The organism is Anaerotruncus sp. (genome assembly GCF_057433415.1).
The window spans coordinates 19,075-37,881 of the sequence record NZ_DBMDHH010000015.1; the positions used below are offsets into that span (position 1 = coordinate 19,075).

Sequence of the window (18,807 nt, forward strand, 5' to 3'; positions counted from 1 at the left end):
AAGGGAACAGAAATGCAGCTACAAAACGTAAACCATATTGGGGAAGAATTCGTCTTGCGCAGCGCGGGGGAGCTGCGCACGCTGCTGCTCGGCGCGGCCGGGGGCGGCCGGAGGCTCTACGTCAACGTCGACCGGGTACCGCCGGGCCGGTGGAGCACCAAGTACCACAGCCATTCCCGGCAGGAGGAATTCTTCCTCCTGCTGCGCGGCAGCGGAACGCTGCGGCTCGGCGGGGAGACGGTCCCGGTCGAGGCGGGAGACTTTTTTGCGAAGCCCGCGGGGATGGGGCTGGCCCACGCGTTCTTCAACTCCGGGACGGAGGAGCTTGAAATTCTCGACGTCGGCACGGTGGAGGATTCGGACGTCTGCGACTACCCCGACGAGGGGGTCCGCCTTGTCAAGGCGGACGGGTCCCGCCGCTGGTTCCGTGGCGGGGAGGAGCTTACCGACTGGTCCTCCGATCCGAACGGGCCGTGACAAAAAAAGAGCCGCCCGGCGGGATTTCCCGCCGGGCGGCTTTTCTGTGGGAATTCTCAGAACACGGGGATGACGGTGCCGCTGTACTTCTCGGTGATGAAGGCGGCGACCTCGTCGCTCTCAAGGGCGGCGACCAGCTTTTTGATGTCGTCGCGGCTTTCGTCGCCGTTGCGCACGGCGATGATGTTCGCGAACTCCTGCGCGGCCTCGGAATCCTTGTCCTCGGTGGTCAGCACCGAGTCGGCGATGCCGGCGCCCACCGCGTAGTTGCCGTTGATGACCGCGAGGTCGACATCGGGCAGCACGTTCGGGAGCTGGGCGGCCTCGAGCTCCTGGAACTTGAGGTTCTTGGTGTTCTCGGTGATGTCGAGCGGGGTGGCCTCAAGGCCGGCGCCCTCGGTCAGCTTGATGTAGCCGAGCTTCTCGAGCAGCAGCAGCGCGCGCGCCTCGTTGGTGGGGTCGTTCGGGACGGCGACCGTCGCGCCGTCGGCCAGCGCGTCGAGGGACGCGGTCTTGCCGGGGTAGACGCCGAGCGGCTCAAAGTGGATCGCCGCGGCGGAGACGAGGTCGGTGCCGTTTTCGGCGTCGAAGTTTTCGAGGTAGGGGAAGTGCTGGAAGTAGTTCGCGTCGATGTCGCCCGCGTCGAGCGCCTTGTTGGGCATGACGTAGTCGGTGAACTCGACGATCTGCAGGTCGATGCCCTGCTCGGCGAGGGCCGGCTTCACCTGCTCGAGGATCTCGGCGTGGGGCGCCGGGGAAGCGCCGACCTTGAGGACGGCCAGTTCGGCGGCGGGCTCGGCGGCGTCCTCAGAGGGAGCGGCCTCGGCGGGGGCTTCGGACGAGGGGGTCCCGGCGGGGGCGGGTTCGCCGCCGCACGCGGCGAGCGAGAAGGCGAGCGTCAGCGCCAGCAGGAGCGCCAGCAGTTTCGCGAGCTTTTTCATATTCATTTCTCCTTTTCAATCAGCAAAAAAATGGGATTTATATCATACCGGGAGCGGCCGCATCCCGGTTGATCACGCAAAAGTTAACGGTTGCGCTTGTCCACCCGGCTGGCCAGGTGGTCGAAGACGATCTGGATGATGCAGACGATGATGACGAGCAGGACGATCGTGATCATCATGACGTCCGCCTGATAGCGGTGGTAGCCGTAGCGGAGCGCCACGTCGCCGAGCCCGCCGCCGCCGACCGCGCCCGCCATGGCGGAGTAGCCGATCAGCGTGATGGTGGTGATCGAGAGCCCCCGGATGAGGGAGGGAACCGCCTCGGGGATCATGACGCGGGTGATGATCTGCCAGTTGGTGGCGCCCATGCACTTGGCGGCCTCGATGACGCCGTTGTCGATCTCGGAGAGCGAGCTTTCCACGAGCCGCGCCACGAAGGGCGCCGCCGCGATGATGAGGGGCACGCAGGCCGCCGCCGGGCCGATCGCCTTGCCGACGATCAGGCGGGTGAGGGGGATGAGGGCGACCATGAGGATGACGAAGGGGAGCGAGCGCAGGATGTTGACGATCCAGCCGAACGCGGAGTTGAAGGCGCGGTTTTCCATGATGCCGCCGCGGTCGGTGACCTTGAGGAGCACCCCCATCGGCAGGCCGAAGACGTAGGCGAAGAGGGTGGCCGCCGCCACCATCAGCAGGGTGATATAGGTGTTTTCCCACAGCAGGGGGCCGTATTTTTGCAGCAGCTCGATCATTTCTTCATCACCTCGTATCCCAGCAGGAGCCTGGTCATGTCGCTCCTGGGGTTCTTGAAGATCTCGGCGGTGTCGCCCCACTCGACGAACTCGGCGGTGTCGATGACCGCGACCTTGTTGCAGATCGCCTTGACCACCGCGATCTCGTGGGTGATGATGACGATCGTGACGTTGAGCTTCCGGTTGATGTTGTGCAGCAGCTCGAGGATGTTCTTGGTGGTCAGGGAGTCGAGCGCGGAGGTCGGCTCGTCGCAGAGCAGCACCTCGGGGCTGGTGGCCAGCGCGCGGGCGATCGCCACCCGCTGCTTCTGCCCGCCCGAGAGCTGGGAGGGGTAGCTTTCCGCCTTTTCCGAGAGGCCCACCAGCTCGAGCAGCTCGTCGACGCGGGCGTTCACCCCGGCCCTGTCGGCGCGCTCGAGCGCGAGCGGGAAGGCCACGTTCTGGCGCACGGTGCGCTGCATGAGCAGGTTGTAGCCCTGGAAGACGACCCCCATCTTGCGGCGGGTGTCGATGAGCTGCTTGCCCGTGAGGGTGGCCAGGTCGACCCCGTCGAGGGTGATCGCGCCCGAGGTGGGCTTTTCGAGGGTCGAGAGGCAGCGCAGCAGGGTGGATTTGCCCGCGCCGCTCATGCCGATGATGCCGAAGATGTCCCCCCGGCCGATTTCGAGGTTGACGTCGTGCAGCGCGACGACCTCGCCCGATTTGTCGTTGAAGATTTTGGTGAGATGGCTGATCTGGATCACAAAGAACCCTCCTGTACTGTAACGCGCCGCCCGGCGAAACTGGTTGACATCCGCGGAAATTCCGATTACACTTTTCTGCGGGGGAACGCCCAATATGGAACCGAAAAAGGAAGTGCTTTTATGAAAGAGGAAAAACAGGGATTCTGGAAGGATTTCAAAGCGTTTATCGCGCGCGGCAACGTCGCGGACATGGCTGTCGGCATCGTCGTCGGCACCGCCTTCACCGCGATCGTCAACTCGCTGGTGCAGGAGGTCATCATGCCGTTCGTGGGCTGGCTGATCGGCGGCGTGAACTTCTCCGACCTGCGCATCGTGCTGGCGCCCGCTTCCGGGGAGATCCCCGAGGTGGCCATCCGCTACGGCAGCTTCTTAAACCAGATCATCAACTTTCTAATCATTTCCTTCACCGTCTTTGTGATGATCCGGCTGCTCGGCAAATTCCGCCGCAAAAAGGAGGAGGCGCCCAAGGCCCCGCCCGCGCCGCCGGCGGATGTGGTCCTGCTGACCGAGATCCGCGACCTGCTCAAGGCGCGGGAGGAAAAATGATCTCCGCCGCCCGCCGGCCCCGGCCCGCGGGCGGTTTGGCGTCCCGGCGGGAACGGTCCGGACGGGCTTTTTTTATTGCATAGCAATAAAAAAAGCCTCCGCCGCATGGACATCCCGTCCAAGGGCGAAAGCGCGTGCTTTCGCGGTACCACCTTGATTCGCCGCCGCCTTGCGGCGGGGGCCTCACCGGCGTCCGGCTCGATACCGACCGCCTGTCACTGTAACGGGTGAACCCGTCGCGAACTAAAAGCTTTCGCCCGCGAGACTCCAAGACCATCTTCAGCCGCTTCCGCCACGCCCCCTTTCACCTGACGGGGCTCTCTGTGGTAGCTTTCGCGGCCTACTCTTCTTTTCAGCGTCTTTCACAATTTTTATAAAAACATTTTGTAGATGCTATTATACCCATTCTTTCGACGTTCGTCAAGGGGTCGGAAAAATTTTCCCGCCGCAAATCCCCGCACGGCGGGATTTCCCCGCGGGCGGCTTGCCAGACGGGGGCGCGCCGTGCTATAAATAGGGTAGCCTGAAAGGGGGAAACGACATGACGGAACGTGAAAAGGTGTTCGCCCGGCTGGAGGAGCTGGGCGTCTCCTATGAGGTCACCGAGCACCCGGCGGTCTTTACGATCGGCGAGATGGATGCGCTCGGCCTCACGGCGAAGGGGGAGGTCTGCAAAAACCTCTTCCTGCGGGACGCGAAGGGCAGGCGGCACTTTCTCGTGGTGGTACCGGGGGAGGCGCGCGCCGACCTGCGCGCGCTTGCCGCACAGCTGGAAAGTTCCAAGCTGAGCTTCGCGTCGGCCGAGCGGCTGGAAAAATACCTCGGCCTCAAACAGGGGGAGGTCACGCCGCTCGGGGTCCTCAACGACGCGGACGCGGCGGTGGAGGTCGTCTTCGACCGGGGGCTCGAACGGTTCCCGTGTCTCGGCGTGCACCCGAACGACAACACGGCGACCGTGTGGCTGTCCCTCGCGGACATCCTGCGGGTGGTGGAAGGAAACGGAAACGAGATCCGCTGGGTGACGCTGTAAAGGAGAAGGATATGATCAGAAACATCGTCTTTGACATGGGAAACGTCCTGATGCGCTGGAACCCGGACTCCTTCCTGCGGGAGTTCTTTTCCGATGAGGAGGACTGCCGCGCGGTGGGCGCGCGGCTCTTCGGCGGGGCGGAGTGGCCCGCGCTCGACGCGGGCGCGATGGAGGAGGACGAGGCGATCGCCCGCGTGCTCCGGGACCTGCCCGAACGGCTGTGGCCGGGGACGGCGCGCCTCTTCCGGGAGTGGCACCTGCACTTCCCGCCCATCCCCGGGGTGAACGCGCTCGCGCGGGAGCTCAAGGGCAGGGGCTACCGCGTCTACCTGCTCTCCAACGCGGGCACGCGGTTCACCGCCTACCGGGAGGCGATCCCCTGCCGTGACTGCTTCGACGGGGAGGTGGTCTCCGCCTTCGTGCGGCAGGTGAAGCCGGACCCCGCGATCTACGAAACGCTGCTCACCCGGTACGGGCTTTCGGCGGCGGAGTGCTTCTTTATCGACGACATGCCCGCCAACATCGCCGCGGCGAAGGACGCCGGCATGGCGGGGTTCGTCTACGGCGGCGACGTCGACGCGCTGCGGCGCGCGCTGCGCGAGGCGGGCGTGGAGATCTAGCGGGACCGCCCGGGAACGGAAAACAGAAAAAGCCTCCCGGCGTTTCCAAGGGAAACGCCGGGAGGCTTTCGATCGTTCTTACGCCTGGAAGAGGCCCTTTTCGACCAGGTCGCCGTTCTCGTCGAATTCGAGCTCGGTCACCTGCGAGCGGGTGTAGCGGATGATGTTGCGCAGCCGCTTGAGGTCGTCCTGGCTGTAGAAGATGTAGGAGGCGCCCTCCTTCTTCGCGCGGCCGGTGCGCCCGATGCGGTGGGTGTAGTACTCGTTTTCGAGCGGGATCTCGTAGTTGACCACCGCGTCGACGTCCTCGACGTCGATGCCGCGCGCGGCCACGTCGGTGGCGACCAGAATTTCGATCTTGCCCGCGCGGAAGTCGGCCATGATCTTGTTGCGCTCCGACTGGCGCATGTCCCCGTTGAGGCAGTCGGCGTTGAAGCCGCGCTCCCGCAGCAGGTTGCTGATGCTGGTGGTCGTGTACTTGGTGTTGCAGAAGACCATGACCCGGTGGTAGTCGTTTTCTTTCAGGATATAGCAGAGGTCGGCCATCTTCTGGCGGCCCACCGTTTCGAGCATGTATTGGCGGATCCTGGGCTGGCTGTCCTGCACCGGCTCGACGGTCAGCTCGACGTTGTCCCGCTGGTAGAGCCAGCCGATGTCCATGACCTCGCGGGAGATGGTGGCGGAGAACATCACCATCTGGCGCTCCTTGGGCAGGCGGTCGAGGATTTTGCAGACGTCCCGGTAGAAGCCCATGTCGAGCATCTCGTCCGCCTCGTCGAGCACCGCGATCTTCACCTGCGTAAGGTTGATCGTGCGGCGGTGCATGTGGTCGAGCATCCGCCCCGGCGTGGCGACGACGATCTGCGCCCCCCGCTTGAGGGCGTTGATCTGTTTATCGATCGGCTGGCCGCCGTAGACGGCCACCACCTTGATGTCGGGCCGGAAATAGGCGAGCTGGCGCAGCTCCTCCACGATCTGGGTGGAGAGCTCGCGGGTCGGGCAGAGGACGATCGCCTGCACCGCGGGCTTTTCGGGGTCGATCTTCTCCATGATCGGGATGCCGAAGGCGCAGGTCTTGCCCGTGCCGGTGGGGGCCTTGGCGATGATCTCCCTGCCCTCCATCATGACCGGGATCGCCTTCTCCTGGATCTCGGTCATCTCGGTGAAGCCCATCCGCTCCACCGCTTTCAACGTCTCTTCCGAAAGATTGAAATCACTGTATTGTGCCATTCCTTTTAACGCTCCTTCATCATAAACCGCTTTATTATATCATAACGGACCCGCATGAGTAAAGGGGATGCGGCCTTTTTTCCCGGCCCGCGCGCCAAAAAGAGGGGTTTTGCGGCGCGCTTTCCCGAAAAGCCGATGCAAATACCGGGGGGACTGTGATATAATAGCTGTGTATAAACCAATTGGATTGGAGATAGCAAGCATGTCAGAATCGGCGGAAATCCTCTGTATCGGGACCGAGATCCTGCTCGGCAACATCGTCAACACCAACTCCCAGGTGCTCTCCCGGGGGCTGGCGGAGCTGGGGGTCAACGTCTACCGCCACACGGCGGTCGGCGACAACCCCGAACGCCTGCGCGAGGCGCTCGACGAGGCGTTCGCGCGCAACGACATCGTCATCACGACGGGCGGTCTCGGCCCCACCTACGACGACCTCAGCAAGGAGACGATCGCCGACTGGTTCGGCCTGCCGCTCGAGATGCACGAGCCGTCGGCGCGCGCCATCGAGGCGTATTTCGGCGGCATGAAGCGCCCGATGTGCCAATCGAACCTCAAGCAGGCGATGATGCCGCGCGGCTGTACCGTGCTGGAAAACCGCAACGGCACCGCGCCGGGCGCGATCATCGAGGGGAAGGGCAAGACGGCGATCATGCTGCCCGGTCCGCCCCGCGAGATGACCCCCATGTTCGAGCGGCAGGTGCTGCCCTATCTGGCGAAGCGCGCCGACCATGTGCTGCGCTCCCACTGCATCTACTTCTTCGGAATCGGCGAGAGCACGCTCGAAAGCCAGCTGCGCGGCGAGATGCAGGCGATGAAAAATCCCACCCTCGCCCCCTACGCCAAGGACGGCGAGGTGATGCTGCGCGTCACCGCCTCGGCTCTGACGGAGGCGGAGGCGGAGCGGCTGATGGAGCCGGTCATCGCCAGCCTCAGGGAGCGGTATCCGCGGTATATCTACGGCGTGGATGTCGACAACCTCCAGACCGCCGCGGTGCGCGCCCTCAAGGACGCGGGGCTCACGGCGGCCGCCGCGGAGAGCTGCACGGGCGGCTACATCGCCAAGCGGCTGACCGACGTGCCGGGCAGCTCGGAGGTGTTCGGCTGCGGCGCGGTCACCTACGCGAACGGGGCCAAGGAGCGCCTGCTCGGCGTGCAGGGCTCGACGCTCGCGCGGTACGGCGCCGTCTCCCCGCAGACCGCGCGGGAGATGGCCGACGGCGTCCGCCGGCTCTCGGGCGCGGACATCGGCGTTTCGACCACCGGCGTCGCCGGGCCGGACGGCGGCACCGACGAAAAGCCGGTCGGGCTCGTCTATGTCGGAATCAGCAGCGAATGGCTGAACGACGTCGTCGAGCTGCGCCTCGGCAGGGGCTTCGACTACGGCGAGCGGGAGTTCATCCGCTATCTCGCCTCCTCCCACGCGCTCGCGCAGATCCTCCGGGCGGCGCAGAGCCGTCCGGAATAAACGGGGCGCCATGCGGACACGGGGCCGGGCGGCGGGATCGCGGGGGCCGCAGGCCCCCGCGCACGGACGCGAAGCGTCCGCGGCCCGCGCTCCGCGCGGGCATCCCGCCGCCGCCCCGCAAAGTCCAGCCGCACCCCATCACCCGGAAAGGGAGGCGTCCGCCATGCCCACGCACATCGTACATACCATCCCGCCCGTCTATAACGCGCGCTCCCGCGTGCTCATCCTCGGGACGATGCCCTCCCCCAAGTCGCGGGAGCAGGGCTTCTATTACGGCCACCCGCAGAACCGCTTCTGGCGGGCGCTCGCCGCGGCGCTGGACGAGCCCGCGCCCCAAACGGTCCCGGAAAAGCGCGCGCTCGCCCTGCGGCGGGGAATCGCGCTGTGGGACGTGCTCGCCTCCTGCGACATCGAGGGCGCGTCGGACGCGAGCATCCAAAACCCCGTCGCCAACGATCTCACGCCGATCCTCGCGGCGGCGGACATCCGCGCCGTCTTTACGACGGGCAGGCGGGCCGCCGGCCTTTACCAAACCCACATCCGGCCGCGCACGGGGCTTTCGGCCCTGGCGCTGCCCTCGCCCAGCCCCGCGAACTGCGCCTGTTCCTTTGAGCGGCTCGTGGAGGCCTACCGGGCGGTACTTGATTATCTGGAGGACTGAATATGAACCGGATTGCCAGCTTCTGCGTCGACCACACCAAACTGGAAAAGGGCCTCTACGTCTCCCGCATCGACGGGGACGTGGTCACCTACGACCTGCGCATGTGCACCCCCAACGCGGGGATCTATCTCGAAAACGGGGCGCTGCACACGATCGAGCACCTCTTCGCCACCTATGTGCGCAACAGCCGCTGGACCGACGGGATCGTCTACGTCGGACCGATGGGCTGCCGCACGGGCTTTTATTTCCTGACCCGCGACAGCATCCCGAAGGAGGAGGTCATCTCCCTGCTGCGGGAGACCTTCCGGTTCATTGCGGGCTTCGAGGGGGAGATCCCCGGCGCGGCGGAGGCCGAGTGCGGCAATTTCCGTGACCACGACCTCGCGGGCGCGAAGGCTGCGGCGGCGGACTACGCGGCGGTGCTCGACGGCTGGACGCCCGAGCGGATGGCGTACCGCGCATGACCGGCCGGGAACTGACCGGCCTCTGCCTCACCTGGCCGGACGCCTATGAGGACTACCCGTTCGGCGACGAGTGGGCGGTCCTGCGCCACCGGGGCACCCACAAGATTTTCGCCATGGTCTTCGAGCGGGAGGGGAAGCTGCTCATGAACCTCAAATGCGAGCCGATGCAGGCGGAATTCTGGCGCAAGGTCCATCCGCAGGTGACGCCCGGCTACCACATGAACAAGACCCACTGGAACACCATCGACGTAAACGGCGGGCTTGAGGAGGAGACGCTGCGCGGGATGATCGACCACAGCTGGGAGCTGACCGCGCCGAGGGAGAGGAGGAAATCCCGGTGACGACGGAAGAATACGCGGCGCTGAAAGAGCGCCTGCGCGCGGTGGCCGATCCCGGCTACCGCGCCTTCCACCAGAAGCTGGTGCCCGAGGTGGAAAACCTGCTCGGCGTGCGCATCCCCGCGCTGCGCCAGCTCGCGCGGGAGCTCGCCCGCGGGGACTGGCGGGGCTACCTCGCCGCCGCCCAAACGGACACCTACGAGGAGACGATGCTCCAGGGGCTCGTGCTCGGGTGCGCGAAAATGGAGCCGGACGAGCTGTTCGGGCGCCTGCGGGAATTCATCCCCAAGATCGGCAACTGGGCGGTGAACGACAGCGTCTGCGCCGGGCTCAAGCTGGTGAAAAAGCACCGGGCGGAGACGCTCGCCTTCCTGCGGCCCTATTTTGCGGGCGGGGCGGAATTCGAGGTTCGCTTCGCGGTGGTCATGCTGATGGACTACTACGTCGACGAGGAGTACATCGGCGAGGTCCTGTCCCTTCTGCGGGCGGTGCGCCACGAGGGGTACTATGTCAAAATGGCGGTCGCGTGGGCGCTGTCCGTCTGCTATGTCAAGTTCCCCGGGCGGACGCTGCCCCTGCTCGAGGGGGAGGCGTTCGACCCGCAGACCCGCCGCATGGCGCTGCAGAAGATCGTGGAATCCAACCGGGTGGACGCCCGGACGAAGGCGGAGATCCGCGCGCTGCGCAAGGCGGTCCGTTAAAAAAGGGCGGAAAAAAGCGGACTGTGCGACACAGCCCGCTTTTTTCGATCTATGTGTGTGTGGAAGAGAGAAGTAAGTCGAGTTTGATCAATTTTGATTATTTTTTAACAAGATTAGTCTATCACATTTTTCAGGAAAAATCAACCCCTTTTTGAAAATTTTTACAATTAAAGGGTTGTTTTACAGTTAATGTCAGGAGATTTTTTACAAGCGGGACGGACAGGAAAATCACTGGGACAATCAGGCATGTTCTACCAAAATTAATATTACAGTTAGAAGATTTTCGACAAAATGCTACAAGGAGGAATTTCAATGACCGGCACGGAAAAACTCCAGGAATTGATCGACAGGAGCGCCAGAATCGTCTTTTTCGGCGGGGCGGGCGTCTCGACCGAAAGCGGCATCCCCGATTTCCGCAGCGTGGACGGGCTCTATAACCAGCAGTACAAATACCCGCCCGAAACGATCATCAGCCACACCTTTTTCACGCGCAGGCCGGAGGAATTCTATGAATTTTACCGCGCCAAGATGCTTGCGCCCGACGCCAAGCCGAACCCCGCGCACCTCAAGCTCGCCGAGATGGAGGCGGCGGGCAGGCTCTCCGCCGTCATCACCCAGAACATCGACGGCCTGCACCAGGCGGCGGGCAGCAGGGAGGTGCTCGAGCTGCACGGGTCGGTCCACCGGAACTACTGCATGGACTGCCGCAGATTTTACGACGCGCGCTTCATCCTCGCGTCGCAGGGGGTGCCCCGGTGCGTCTGCGGGGGCGTGGTCAAGCCCGACGTGGTGCTCTACGAGGAGAGCCTCGACGGCGGCACCCTCGAACGCGCGGTGCGGGAGATCTCCGCCTGCGACCTGCTGATCATCGGCGGCACCTCGCTGGCCGTCTATCCGGCGGCGGGGCTCATCCGCTACTGCGGCGGGAAGATCGCCGTCATCAACAAGTCCGCGACGCCGATGGACGGCCAGGCCGACCTGCTGGTCCAGGAACCGATCGGCCGGGTGCTCGGCTCGATCCGGGTGCGCGCCCCCCGTTAGCGTGGACGCGCCGTCCGGGCAAAAGAACGGCTCCCCCACCGCGCCCGGCGCGGTGGGGGAGCCTTGGTTTATAAAGGCGCGTTATTTCGGCCCGGGGTCCCGCTTTCTCGGGGAGCGGCACCCGTCCGCGTGGGGGCAGCCGGCGCAGCCGCCCCCGCACCTGCCCCGGTGGCGGACCGCGTAGCGCACCGCCAGCACCACGAGCAGCGCGAGCAGGCCGAGAACCAGATAATCGATCGGATGCATGGAAAACTCCTTTCGTCAGACGAACAGCAGGGCGGCGCGGTAGACGAAGAACGCCACCACCCACGCGAGCCCGCTCTGGCAGACCGCCATGGCCGCCGCGTGCCCGCCGCCGAGCTCCCGCTTGACGGCCGCGACGGCCGCGACGCAGGGGGTGTAGAGCAGTGTAAAGGTGAGGAACGCGACGGCCGCCGCGGGGGTGAAGATGCCGGCGAGCGCGGCGGGGAGGGTCGCGGTATTGGTGCCGGTGAGCACGGCCAGCGTGCTGACGACCGCCTCCTTGGCGGAAAAGCCGGTCAGCAGCGCGGTGGAGGCGCGCCAGTCGGTAAAGCCGAGCGGCGCGAAGATGGGCGAAAGGAACCGCCCGAAGGAGGCGAGCATGCTCGCCTCGCCGCCCGCGGCGACCACGTTGAGCCGGGTGTCGAAGGTCTGTAAAAACCAGATGACGATCGTGGCGATGAAGATCACCGTGAAGGCGCGGGTCAGAAAGTCCTTGGCCTTGTCCCACAGCAGCAGGAAGACGCTCTTGGGGCTGGGCATGCGGTAGTTGGGCAGCTCCATGACGAAGGGCACCGGCTTGCCGTGGAAGGCGGTGTTTTTGAGCACCAGCCCGCAGAGCACCCCGACGGCCATGCCCCCCGCATAGAGGCAGATCATGACGAGCGCGCGGTGGCTGGGGAAGAAGGCCATGGTGAACATCGCGTAGATCGGCAGCTTGGCGCTGCAGGACATGAAGGGGGTGAGCAGGATGGTCATGCGGCGGTCCCGCTCGCTCGAGAGGGTGCGGGTCGCCATGATGGCGGGCACCGAGCAGCCGAAGCCGATGAGCATCGGCACGAAGGAGCGGCCCGAAAGACCGATCTTGCGCAGCAGCTTGTCCATGACGAAGGCGACGCGCGCCATATAGCCGCTGTCCTCGAGCATCGAGAGGAAAAAGAAGAGCACGACGATGATCGGCAGGAAGGAGAGCACGCTCCCGACCCCCGCGAAGACGCCGTCGATGACCAGCGAGTGGACGACGGGGTTGAGCCCGTAGGCGCCGAGCGCCGACGAGACGGAGGCGGTGACGGCGTCGATGCCCGTCGACAGCAGGTCGCTCAAAAAGCTGCCGATCACCCCGAAGGTCAGCCAGAAGATGAGCAGCATGATGACCAGGAAGATGGGGATGGCAAAATATTTGTGGGTGAGCACCGCGTCCATCCGCACGCTGCGCACGTGCTCGCGGCTTTCTCCCGGCTTGACCACCGCGGTGCGCACCAAATCGTCGATGAAGCAGTAACGCATGTCGGCGAGTGCCGCCTCCCGGTCGGTGCCCAGCTCCTGTTCCATCTCGGTGACGCTGTGCTCGACCATGTCCTTCTCATTTTCCGAGAGCGCCAGCCGCTCCATCATCGGCGCGTCCCCCTCCACCAGCTTGGTGGCGGCGAAGCGCGGCGGCACGCCGATGCGTTCGGCGTGGTCCTCGACGAGGTGGGCGACCGCGTGGATGCAGCGGTGCACCGCGCCCGAGCAGAAGTCGAGCCGCGCGGGAAGCTGCCGCGCGGCGGCGGTCGCGGCCGCCGCGTGGATGAGCTCGTCGATGCCCTCGTTTTTGACCGCCGAGATCGGCACGACGGGAACCCCCAGCTCCTCCGAGAGCTTTTTGATCTTGATCGTGCCGCCGTTCGCGCGGAACTCGTCCATCATATTGAGCGCCACGACCATCGGGATGTGCAGCTCGATGAGCTGGAGCGTCAGATAGAGGTTGCGCTCGATGTTGGTCGCGTCGACGATGTTGATGATCCCGTCGGGGTGGGAATCCAGCAGAAAATCACGCGTGACGATCTCCTCGTTCGTATAGGGGGAGAGGGAGTAGATGCCCGGCAGGTCGACGACCCGGATCTCGCCGAGGCGGCGGCGGTCCTCGTGCGCCTCCCGCATGGCGTCCCGCGCCTCGCGCAGCGCGTTGTCCCGCGCCGCCTCATGGAACGCGCGGTGCCGCTCCTCCTGCCGCATCCGGTGCCACAGGCGGGGAATCGCCCTGCGTCCCGCGCGGGTGACGACCCCCTCCTTGCGCTCCACCGTCACGCCGGGGAAGTTCCCCACGTGCTGGTTGGAGCCGGTCAGCTGGTTGAAGAGGGTGGTCTTGCCGCAGTTCTGGTTGCCCGCAAGCGCGAAGATCATTGCGCGTCCTCCTCTGCTTCCAGTTCGATCTCCCGCGCGTCCTCGAGCCGCAGGGTCAGCTCGTACCCGCGCAGGTGCAGTTCGATCGGGTCGCCCATCGGCGCGACCTTGCGCACCATCACCCGCGTCTTCGGGGTGAGGCCCATGTCGAGCAGCCGCCTGCGCAGGGCGCCCGCGCCGCCGACCTTCAAAATGATGCCGCTGTTTCCCACGCCCAGTTGATCCAGTGTCATATGTACCCCTCATTGCCTGCGGTTGCAGGACGTTTCAAATCGAATTGTTAGCCACGGCTTACATGATACGCCATCCCATATCCTTTGTCAAGTGGAGCGGGCGGCGGCTTTTTGCACAACATTCCCTGCCACGCGCATTGATTTATCGGGCAAACTGCGGTATGATAAACCTAACTGTAAATTTCGCGGCGCGCACGCGCCGCAATCGTCCGCCGTGGGCGGACCGGCCGCCGGGGCGGCCGCAAAACGGCGGGGCCGTTTTGGATTGCGGCGGGGGGCGCTGGGGCCGCAATGGAAAGGACCTGAAACGATGGAATACAAACTGGTTGCCGACAGCTGCTGCGAGCTGGTTCCCGCGCTTACCGGGCCGCTGAACGCTCGGACGGCGCCGCTGACCATCCTGCTCGACGACGTGAGCTACGTCGACGACGATTCGATGGACATCCCGCGGTTTCTCGCGGCCATGAAGCAGAGCCGCCACATCCCGAAATCCGCCTGTCCCGCGCCCGACGTGTGGGCGCGGCTCTTTCTCGAGGCGAAGGAGGTCTTCGCGGTCACCCTTTCCTCCAAGCTGAGCGGCTCCTACAACAGCGCGATGGTCGCCAGGGAGATGGTCGAATCGGAGCATCCGGGCCACCGTGTGCACGTCTTTGATTCCCTCTCCGCGTCCGCCGGGGAGATCGCCGTCGGCATCCGGATCAAGGAGTGCGCCGAGGCGGGGATGGCGTTCGACGAGATCGTCCGCGAGGTCACCGCGTTCATCCACGGGATGAAGACCTATTTCATCGTGGAGAACCTCGACACCCTCATCAAGGCGGGCCGTATGGGCAGGCTGACCGGCTATGTCGCGTCCGCGATGTCGCTGCGTCCGATCATGATGGGGGACGCCGGCGAAATCAAGCTCTATGAAAAGGCGCGCGGCTCGGTGCGCGCCTTCACAAGGCTGGTCGACATCATCGGCGAGCGGCGGAGCAATTTCTCCGACCGCACCCTCGTCATCACCCACTGCAACAACGAACGGCAGGCACATTTCATCCGCGCGGAGGCCGCCCGCCGCTACAACTTCAAGGAGATCGTCGTCGCCCCCACCCGCGGCATCAGTACAATGTATGCGAACGAAGGCGGCGTCATCATCGCATTTTGACCGGACGGAGGAATGTGGCATGAAAAAGAACATCCTGGTATTGGTGGGAAGTCCGCGCCCAAAGGGCAACAGCCAGGTCCTCGCGGAGGCGTTCGCCGCCGCGGCGCGGGAAAAGGGGCATGAGACCGAGGTCCTGCGGGTCAGCGGCATGAAGATCGCGGGCTGCCAGGCGTGCGAGCGCTGCTGGAAAAAGGACGGCATGCCCTGCGTCCAGCAGGACGACATGCAGAAGCTCTATCCCAAACTCAATGTGGCGGACATGATCGTCTTTGCCGCGCCAATCTATTACTTTGGATTTCCCGCCCAGCTCAAGGCCGTCATCGACCGGTTCTACCCGCTCTGCCACGGCGACGACAAGCGCCGGGCGTTCGCGGACAAGGAGAGCGCGCTCATCCTCTGCGGCGCCTCCGAGGAAGAGGACGACTTCGAGCCCGCCGTCGCAAACTACGAGGTCATGGCCGACTATCTCGGCTGGGAGGACCGCGGCATCCTCGTGGCGTCCGGCCTCGGCGACATCGGCGACGCCGCGAAGAGCGAATGGCTGGAGGCCGCGCGCGATTTGGCAATGGATTTGTAGGGGTTTGCCGCTCGGCGAGCGGCGGAGGTTGTCGGTGGCCGACCGACGGCGGTTTTAGATTGTCCGCTCATCGAGCGGCGTAGCTTGTCGGTAGTCGACCGACAGCGACCCCTTAGACATACCGCTCGTCGAGCGGCGTAGTTGCCGGGTCCCGCCCCGGCGGGCGGCCCCATTTCTTGTACGGACAAGAAATGGGGGAAAGAAGCCGCAGGGGGCCATGCCCCCTTGACCCCCGCGTCGCCTCCAGTTGGCCTACGGCCAAAGTCGGCGGCGCCCTGTCACGGATCAGCGAACAAGCTTACAGCATCCCGTCAGCCGCCGCGCCGCGGGCGCAATGCCTCTGCCGGCGAGTCTCCGGAACCGTACCGGAGGTTTTCATAGGGGAGGCACGGCCGCTTTTATTTCGCTTGCATCTTCCACGGGGAAGCGGAAAACTGCGCGGCTTCGCCGCGCACGCGCGCAGAGCGCGCGAACGCCCGGAACGGGCGTTGTTTTCCGCCGTGCGTCCCCGGCGAGCCATCCGGTGTACGTTGTTGGGAGCGCCCGCAACTCGAATTGAGCCCTCAGCTTGTGTATCCGTGGGGAGTGACGGTAGTTCGCGGGTCATGGCAAGGTACTCCCGGAGATACCGCTTAGAGTTCCGGCCCGCAGGGCCGGATCCGCGCAGCGGACTCAAGCCGGGGTCGCGGGGCGGAGCGCCCGCGAGCGGCCGTCGCGCGTAGCGCGCTCCGGGCGCAGCCCGGGCAGGCCGCCCAAGGTGGAGGGTTCTTAGGCGGACTTTTGGTTCCTTTTCGTCCGTCCGAAAAGGAACCCGTGGCGCGCGGCGGAACGCGCTCGTGTTTCTTGCCGCTTTTTAAGCGGCAATTCCCGTGAAAGCCCCGCCGGGCGCAGCGCGGCAAATCTAAAACCGCCCGCCGGGGCGTGACCCGGCAATCTATGCCGCCAAAGGCGGCGCATTGAAAGCGCCCCAGAGGGGCGCGTAAAAGGCTTGCCAGACGCAGTGCGGCAAATCCAAAGCGCCCTGGAGGGGCGCAAAAAAGCCTCTGCCCGCAGGGCGGAAAATCAAAAAAAGGAAAGGCCGCCCAAAAGGGCGGCCTTTTCAAAATCAATAGGAATTCCTCTCTTTGATCTCTCCGGTTTTAAAGGCGATAAGCAGCCATTTGAGGTCCTCGATGTTGCGCCGAAGCTCCTCGCCGATGTCGGTCTCGGCGATCTTGATGCGGGATTCCATCCGCTCGAACACCACCGAGGTGGAGACGATGTCCTTGTTGTTGCGGATGGCGTTTTCCCGCCCGGAGAAGGGCTCGTGGGAGGCGATGCGGATGCCCCAGGAGTTGTAGATCAGGGTGTAGCCCGCGATGCCGGTGGTCGGCTGGTAGGCGCGGCAGAAGCCGCCGTCGATGACGATCAGCCGCCCGCCCGCCTTGATGGGATTCTCCCCGTCCTTCGACTTGACCGGCACATGGCCGTTCACGATGTGGCAGTGGGGGCCCTCCAGGCCGAACTCCCGCAGGATGCGGATGCAGACGTCCGCGTCGTTGTAGTAGGAGTAATAGGGGTTTTTGCGCTCCACCCACGTCGTCTCGTCGGGGACGAGCGCCCGCTCAAAGGTGGCGATGTGGTCCCGCCCGAAGAGGGGGGAGTTGCGTCCGCACCAGAGGAACCACAAAAAGTCCTTGCCCGACTGTTTTTCGGACGAGCCCTCGGGGGCGTAATAGCCCTGCCGGGCCAGCGCCTCCGCGTGGTCGAAAAAGGCCCGGCCCGCGAGCTTTTCGCAGCCGATGGAAAATTCCATGAAGGAGCTGTCGTCGTTCATCGGGATGCAGCCGTGATAGAGCAGGTTGCCGTTGTAGCATTTGTAAAGCCCGCCCTTGGTGTAGAGGAAGCGCGCGTGCCGCTGGAGCTTCTCGCTGCTGAGGAAGGCCGCCTTGAGCTGCGCCATGACCCGCTCCTCCTCGGGGGAGAGGGCGTAGGGGTTCGCGCGGTCGACGGTGGGAAGCTCGGTGTCCCGCAGCGGGAAGTCGGCCCCCCCGATCCGCACGGTGCGGTTCGCGTAGTCGATCTTGTCGAGCAGGAGCCGGTCGTCCATGCCGAATTCCGGGTTGCGTAAAATGATCTGCCCCTCGAGCTTGAAGAGGATGACCGCGATCGCCTTGTGCATCCGCGCGGCGAGCGCGGCGTCCTTGGCGTCGAAGGTGGCCGCGTCGACCGGCCCCTTGGGCAGGAAGCGCGAGACGTCCACGTCGCGGTAAACCTCGTTGGCGAAGAGCGCCAGCGGGCGCAGGCTGATGCCGTAGCCGGTCTCGATCACCTCGAGGTTGTTGTAGGTGATCGAGTTGTTGAGCACCGTCGCGATGCAGGTGCGGCTGCCGGTGGCCGCGCCCATCCAGAGCACGTCGTGGTTGCCCCACTGGATGTCCACCGAATGGTGCGCCATGAGGGAATCGAGGATGATGTCGGCGCGGGGGCCCCGGTCGAAGATGTCCCCCACAATGTGCAGGTGGTCGACGATCAGCGTCTTGATGACCCCGGACACCGCGATGATGAAATCCTCCGCGCGGCCGAGATGGATGATTGTAGAGAGGATGTTTTCGTAGTAGTCCTTTTTGTTGTGCACCTCGTAGTTGGTGTTGAGCAGCTCGTCGATGATGTAGGCGTAGTCCGCGGGCAGCGCCTTGCGCACCTTGGACCGGGTGTATTTGGAGGTGACGAGCCGGCAGATTTCGATCAGCCGGTGTAGGGTGAGCTTATACCACTCCCCGATGTCCCCGACCGTCTCGTGGATCTCCCGCAGCTTCTCCTCGGGATAGTAGATCAGCGTGGCCAGCCGCGCGCGCTCCTCCCGCGTCATCGTGTTTTCAAAGAGGATGTCGCATTTTTCCCGCACCGCGCCCGACGCGCTGTTGAGGATATGTAAAAACGCCTCGTACTCCCCGTGCAGGTCGGACATGAAATGCTCGGTGCCCTTGGGCAGGTTGAGAATCGCCTGGAGATTGATGATCTCGCTGCTTGCCGCCCGCGTGTTCGGGTATTGCCGGGCAAGCAGCTGCAAATACCGCAGGTCGCTCACCCGTCCGCTCCCTTTGTCCATCTGTTTTCTCCTCCTTCCGGCCTTCCTGAAGGAAAGCCTGCCGTACACAACGACCGCCCGGATGGGGACGCCGTCCGCCCGAAGGGCAGGCGGCGGCAAAGAACCGTTGATACAGGCCGCCCGCCGCCCTGCGCGAACGGCTTTTATTCATTCAGCCGCGCCCGCGCGCAGGGCCCCGCCTTGTGTGTAAAGGACTTTTGGCACGGCCTGCCGGTGACACCGCGGCATACCCCGTTTCGGGACAGTGACCGCTCTGCGGCTATTATCCCATAAATCCCCGGCGTGTTCAATGCATTTTTTGGCAAAGGTTGATGCACGGAACCGACTTCGGGACCGGCGGGCACGGG

General features: G+C 64.6%; 20 protein-coding genes and 1 other annotated feature. Of the genes, 12 read left to right on the plus strand and 8 right to left on the minus strand.

The features are described 5' to 3' along the window. Positions 1–12 precede the first annotated feature (12 nt). On the plus strand, positions 13–477 hold the full coding sequence (locus tag ACZO3G_RS06070; RefSeq protein WP_276872168.1) for a cupin domain-containing protein: 465 nt from the start codon (positions 13–15) through the stop codon (positions 475–477). A 56-nt stretch (positions 478–533) separates the two neighbouring features. On the opposite strand, the gene ACZO3G_RS06075 is transcribed toward ACZO3G_RS06070, so the two are convergent. The 3 genes from ACZO3G_RS06075 to ACZO3G_RS06085 form a co-directional block, all read right to left on the minus strand. Then, positions 534–1,418, minus strand: a complete 885-nt coding sequence (locus tag ACZO3G_RS06075; RefSeq protein WP_276872170.1) for a MetQ/NlpA family ABC transporter substrate-binding protein — start codon at positions 1,416–1,418, stop codon at positions 534–536. A gap of 83 nt (positions 1,419–1,501) precedes the next feature. After that, positions 1,502–2,170, minus strand: coding sequence for a methionine ABC transporter permease (locus ACZO3G_RS06080; RefSeq protein ID WP_101552812.1), 669 nt, complete (start codon positions 2,168–2,170; stop codon positions 1,502–1,504). Beyond that, positions 2,167–2,913, minus strand: a complete 747-nt coding sequence (locus ACZO3G_RS06085) for a methionine ABC transporter ATP-binding protein (RefSeq protein WP_256152796.1) — start codon at positions 2,911–2,913, stop codon at positions 2,167–2,169. Before ACZO3G_RS06085 ends, ACZO3G_RS06080 begins: the two co-directional genes overlap by 4 nt. Before the next feature lie 120 nt (positions 2,914–3,033). Here ACZO3G_RS06085 and mscL point away from each other — a divergent pair, with 120 nt between their 5' ends. The 3 genes from mscL to ACZO3G_RS06100 all read left to right on the plus strand — a co-directional run bounded on the left by mscL (position 3,034) and on the right by ACZO3G_RS06100 (position 5,109). Then, positions 3,034–3,459, plus strand: coding sequence for a large-conductance mechanosensitive channel protein MscL (gene mscL, locus ACZO3G_RS06090; RefSeq protein WP_101552810.1), 426 nt, complete (start codon positions 3,034–3,036; stop codon positions 3,457–3,459). 117 nt (positions 3,460–3,576) lie between these two features. Then, positions 3,577–3,824: a binding site (T-box leader), on the minus strand. Between the two features lie 176 nt (positions 3,825–4,000). Next, positions 4,001–4,489 carry a prolyl-tRNA synthetase associated domain-containing protein gene (locus ACZO3G_RS06095; RefSeq protein WP_101552809.1) on the plus strand — a complete coding sequence of 163 codons (489 nt, stop codon included), beginning with the start codon at positions 4,001–4,003 and terminating at the stop codon, positions 4,487–4,489. An 11-nt stretch (positions 4,490–4,500) separates the two neighbouring features. Next, positions 4,501–5,109: an HAD family hydrolase gene (locus ACZO3G_RS06100; RefSeq protein ID WP_276872175.1), complete on the plus strand. Its 609-nt coding sequence runs from the start codon at positions 4,501–4,503 to the stop codon at positions 5,107–5,109. 78 nt (positions 5,110–5,187) lie between these two features. Here ACZO3G_RS06100 and ACZO3G_RS06105 read toward each other — a convergent pair whose 3' ends face one another. Next, positions 5,188–6,339, minus strand: coding sequence for a DEAD/DEAH box helicase (locus tag ACZO3G_RS06105; protein ID WP_101552807.1), 1,152 nt, complete (start codon positions 6,337–6,339; stop codon positions 5,188–5,190). Between the two features lie 202 nt (positions 6,340–6,541). Between ACZO3G_RS06105 and ACZO3G_RS06110 the strand changes: the two genes are divergently transcribed. The 6 genes from ACZO3G_RS06110 (at position 6,542) to ACZO3G_RS06135 (ending at position 11,009) form a co-directional block, all read left to right on the plus strand. After that, positions 6,542–7,804: a competence/damage-inducible protein A gene (locus tag ACZO3G_RS06110; protein ID WP_276872177.1), complete on the plus strand. Its 1,263-nt coding sequence runs from the start codon at positions 6,542–6,544 to the stop codon at positions 7,802–7,804. 163 nt (positions 7,805–7,967) lie between these two features. Continuing rightward, positions 7,968–8,465: a DNA-deoxyinosine glycosylase gene (locus ACZO3G_RS06115; RefSeq protein ID WP_276873925.1), complete on the plus strand. Its 498-nt coding sequence runs from the start codon at positions 7,968–7,970 to the stop codon at positions 8,463–8,465. Positions 8,466–8,467: 2 nt separating this feature from the next. Continuing rightward, a complete protein-coding gene (locus ACZO3G_RS06120; protein WP_101552803.1) occupies positions 8,468–8,929 on the plus strand; it encodes an S-ribosylhomocysteine lyase in 462 nt (153 codons plus the stop codon). Continuing rightward, positions 8,926–9,270: an MmcQ/YjbR family DNA-binding protein gene (locus tag ACZO3G_RS06125; protein WP_276873921.1), complete on the plus strand. Its 345-nt coding sequence runs from the start codon at positions 8,926–8,928 to the stop codon at positions 9,268–9,270. The genes ACZO3G_RS06120 and ACZO3G_RS06125 overlap by 4 nt, the downstream gene beginning before the upstream one ends. Further along, positions 9,267–9,968 (plus strand): DNA alkylation repair protein, encoded by a 702-nt coding sequence (locus ACZO3G_RS06130; RefSeq protein ID WP_276873916.1) that lies wholly within the window; start codon positions 9,267–9,269, stop codon positions 9,966–9,968. Before ACZO3G_RS06125 ends, ACZO3G_RS06130 begins: the two co-directional genes overlap by 4 nt. Positions 9,969–10,280: 312 nt before the next feature. Further along, positions 10,281–11,009 carry an NAD-dependent protein deacylase gene (locus tag ACZO3G_RS06135; protein ID WP_276873913.1) on the plus strand — a complete coding sequence of 243 codons (729 nt, stop codon included), beginning with the start codon at positions 10,281–10,283 and terminating at the stop codon, positions 11,007–11,009. An 81-nt stretch (positions 11,010–11,090) separates the two neighbouring features. Here ACZO3G_RS06135 and ACZO3G_RS06140 read toward each other — a convergent pair whose 3' ends face one another. From ACZO3G_RS06140 to ACZO3G_RS06150, 3 genes are read right to left on the minus strand one after another with little or no spacing between them, the layout of a single operon-like run. Beyond that, a complete protein-coding gene (locus ACZO3G_RS06140) occupies positions 11,091–11,255 on the minus strand; it encodes a FeoB-associated Cys-rich membrane protein (protein WP_101552795.1) in 165 nt (54 codons plus the stop codon). A gap of 15 nt (positions 11,256–11,270) precedes the next feature. Then, complete coding sequence (feoB, locus tag ACZO3G_RS06145; RefSeq protein ID WP_276873908.1) at positions 11,271–13,415, minus strand: ferrous iron transport protein B; 2,145 nt, start codon at positions 13,413–13,415, stop codon at positions 11,271–11,273. Next, positions 13,412–13,648 (minus strand): FeoA family protein, encoded by a 237-nt coding sequence (locus ACZO3G_RS06150; protein WP_101552791.1) that lies wholly within the window; start codon positions 13,646–13,648, stop codon positions 13,412–13,414. Before ACZO3G_RS06150 ends, feoB begins: the two co-directional genes overlap by 4 nt. 310 nt (positions 13,649–13,958) lie before the next feature. Here ACZO3G_RS06150 and ACZO3G_RS06155 point away from each other — a divergent pair, with 310 nt between their 5' ends. Together ACZO3G_RS06155 and ACZO3G_RS06160 are read left to right on the plus strand one after the other, a co-directional pair. Beyond that, positions 13,959–14,792, plus strand: a complete 834-nt coding sequence (locus tag ACZO3G_RS06155; protein WP_276873904.1) for a DegV family protein — start codon at positions 13,959–13,961, stop codon at positions 14,790–14,792. Between the two features lie 19 nt (positions 14,793–14,811). Further along, positions 14,812–15,369, plus strand: a complete 558-nt coding sequence (locus ACZO3G_RS06160; protein WP_276873900.1) for a flavodoxin family protein — start codon at positions 14,812–14,814, stop codon at positions 15,367–15,369. A 1,105-nt stretch (positions 15,370–16,474) separates the two neighbouring features. Here the strand turns inward: ACZO3G_RS06160 and ACZO3G_RS06165 are convergent. Next, positions 16,475–18,460, minus strand: a complete 1,986-nt coding sequence (locus ACZO3G_RS06165; protein WP_276872347.1) for a fructose-1,6-bisphosphatase — start codon at positions 18,458–18,460, stop codon at positions 16,475–16,477. Positions 18,461–18,807: the final 347 nt, after the last annotated feature.

Bases quoted from the DNA above. Each gene is read 5' to 3' on its own strand.
- ACZO3G_RS06070 (WP_276872168.1), top strand. From the start codon at position 13: ATGCAGCTACAAAACGTAAACCATATTGGGGAAGAATTCGTCTTGCGC.
- ACZO3G_RS06075 (WP_276872170.1), bottom strand. From the start codon at position 1,418: ATGAAAAAGCTCGCGAAACTGCTGGCGCTCCTGCTGGCGCTGACGCTC.
- ACZO3G_RS06080 (WP_101552812.1), bottom strand. From the start codon at position 2,170: ATGATCGAGCTGCTGCAAAAATACGGCCCCCTGCTGTGGGAAAACACC.
- mscL (WP_101552810.1), top strand. From the start codon at position 3,034: ATGAAAGAGGAAAAACAGGGATTCTGGAAGGATTTCAAAGCGTTTATC.
- ACZO3G_RS06095 (WP_101552809.1), top strand. From the start codon at position 4,001: ATGACGGAACGTGAAAAGGTGTTCGCCCGGCTGGAGGAGCTGGGCGTC.
- ACZO3G_RS06100 (WP_276872175.1), top strand. From the start codon at position 4,501: ATGATCAGAAACATCGTCTTTGACATGGGAAACGTCCTGATGCGCTGG.
- ACZO3G_RS06105 (WP_101552807.1), bottom strand. From the start codon at position 6,339: ATGGCACAATACAGTGATTTCAATCTTTCGGAAGAGACGTTGAAAGCG.
- ACZO3G_RS06110 (WP_276872177.1), top strand. From the start codon at position 6,542: ATGTCAGAATCGGCGGAAATCCTCTGTATCGGGACCGAGATCCTGCTC.
- ACZO3G_RS06115 (WP_276873925.1), top strand. From the start codon at position 7,968: ATGCCCACGCACATCGTACATACCATCCCGCCCGTCTATAACGCGCGC.
- ACZO3G_RS06120 (WP_101552803.1), top strand. From the start codon at position 8,468: ATGAACCGGATTGCCAGCTTCTGCGTCGACCACACCAAACTGGAAAAG.
- ACZO3G_RS06125 (WP_276873921.1), top strand. From the start codon at position 8,926: ATGACCGGCCGGGAACTGACCGGCCTCTGCCTCACCTGGCCGGACGCC.
- ACZO3G_RS06135 (WP_276873913.1), top strand. From the start codon at position 10,281: ATGACCGGCACGGAAAAACTCCAGGAATTGATCGACAGGAGCGCCAGA.
- ACZO3G_RS06140 (WP_101552795.1), bottom strand. From the start codon at position 11,255: ATGCATCCGATCGATTATCTGGTTCTCGGCCTGCTCGCGCTGCTCGTG.
- feoB (WP_276873908.1), bottom strand. From the start codon at position 13,415: ATGATCTTCGCGCTTGCGGGCAACCAGAACTGCGGCAAGACCACCCTC.
- ACZO3G_RS06150 (WP_101552791.1), bottom strand. From the start codon at position 13,648: ATGACACTGGATCAACTGGGCGTGGGAAACAGCGGCATCATTTTGAAG.
- ACZO3G_RS06155 (WP_276873904.1), top strand. From the start codon at position 13,959: ATGGAATACAAACTGGTTGCCGACAGCTGCTGCGAGCTGGTTCCCGCG.
- ACZO3G_RS06160 (WP_276873900.1), top strand. From the start codon at position 14,812: ATGAAAAAGAACATCCTGGTATTGGTGGGAAGTCCGCGCCCAAAGGGC.
- ACZO3G_RS06165 (WP_276872347.1), bottom strand. From the start codon at position 18,460: ATGGACAAAGGGAGCGGACGGGTGAGCGACCTGCGGTATTTGCAGCTG.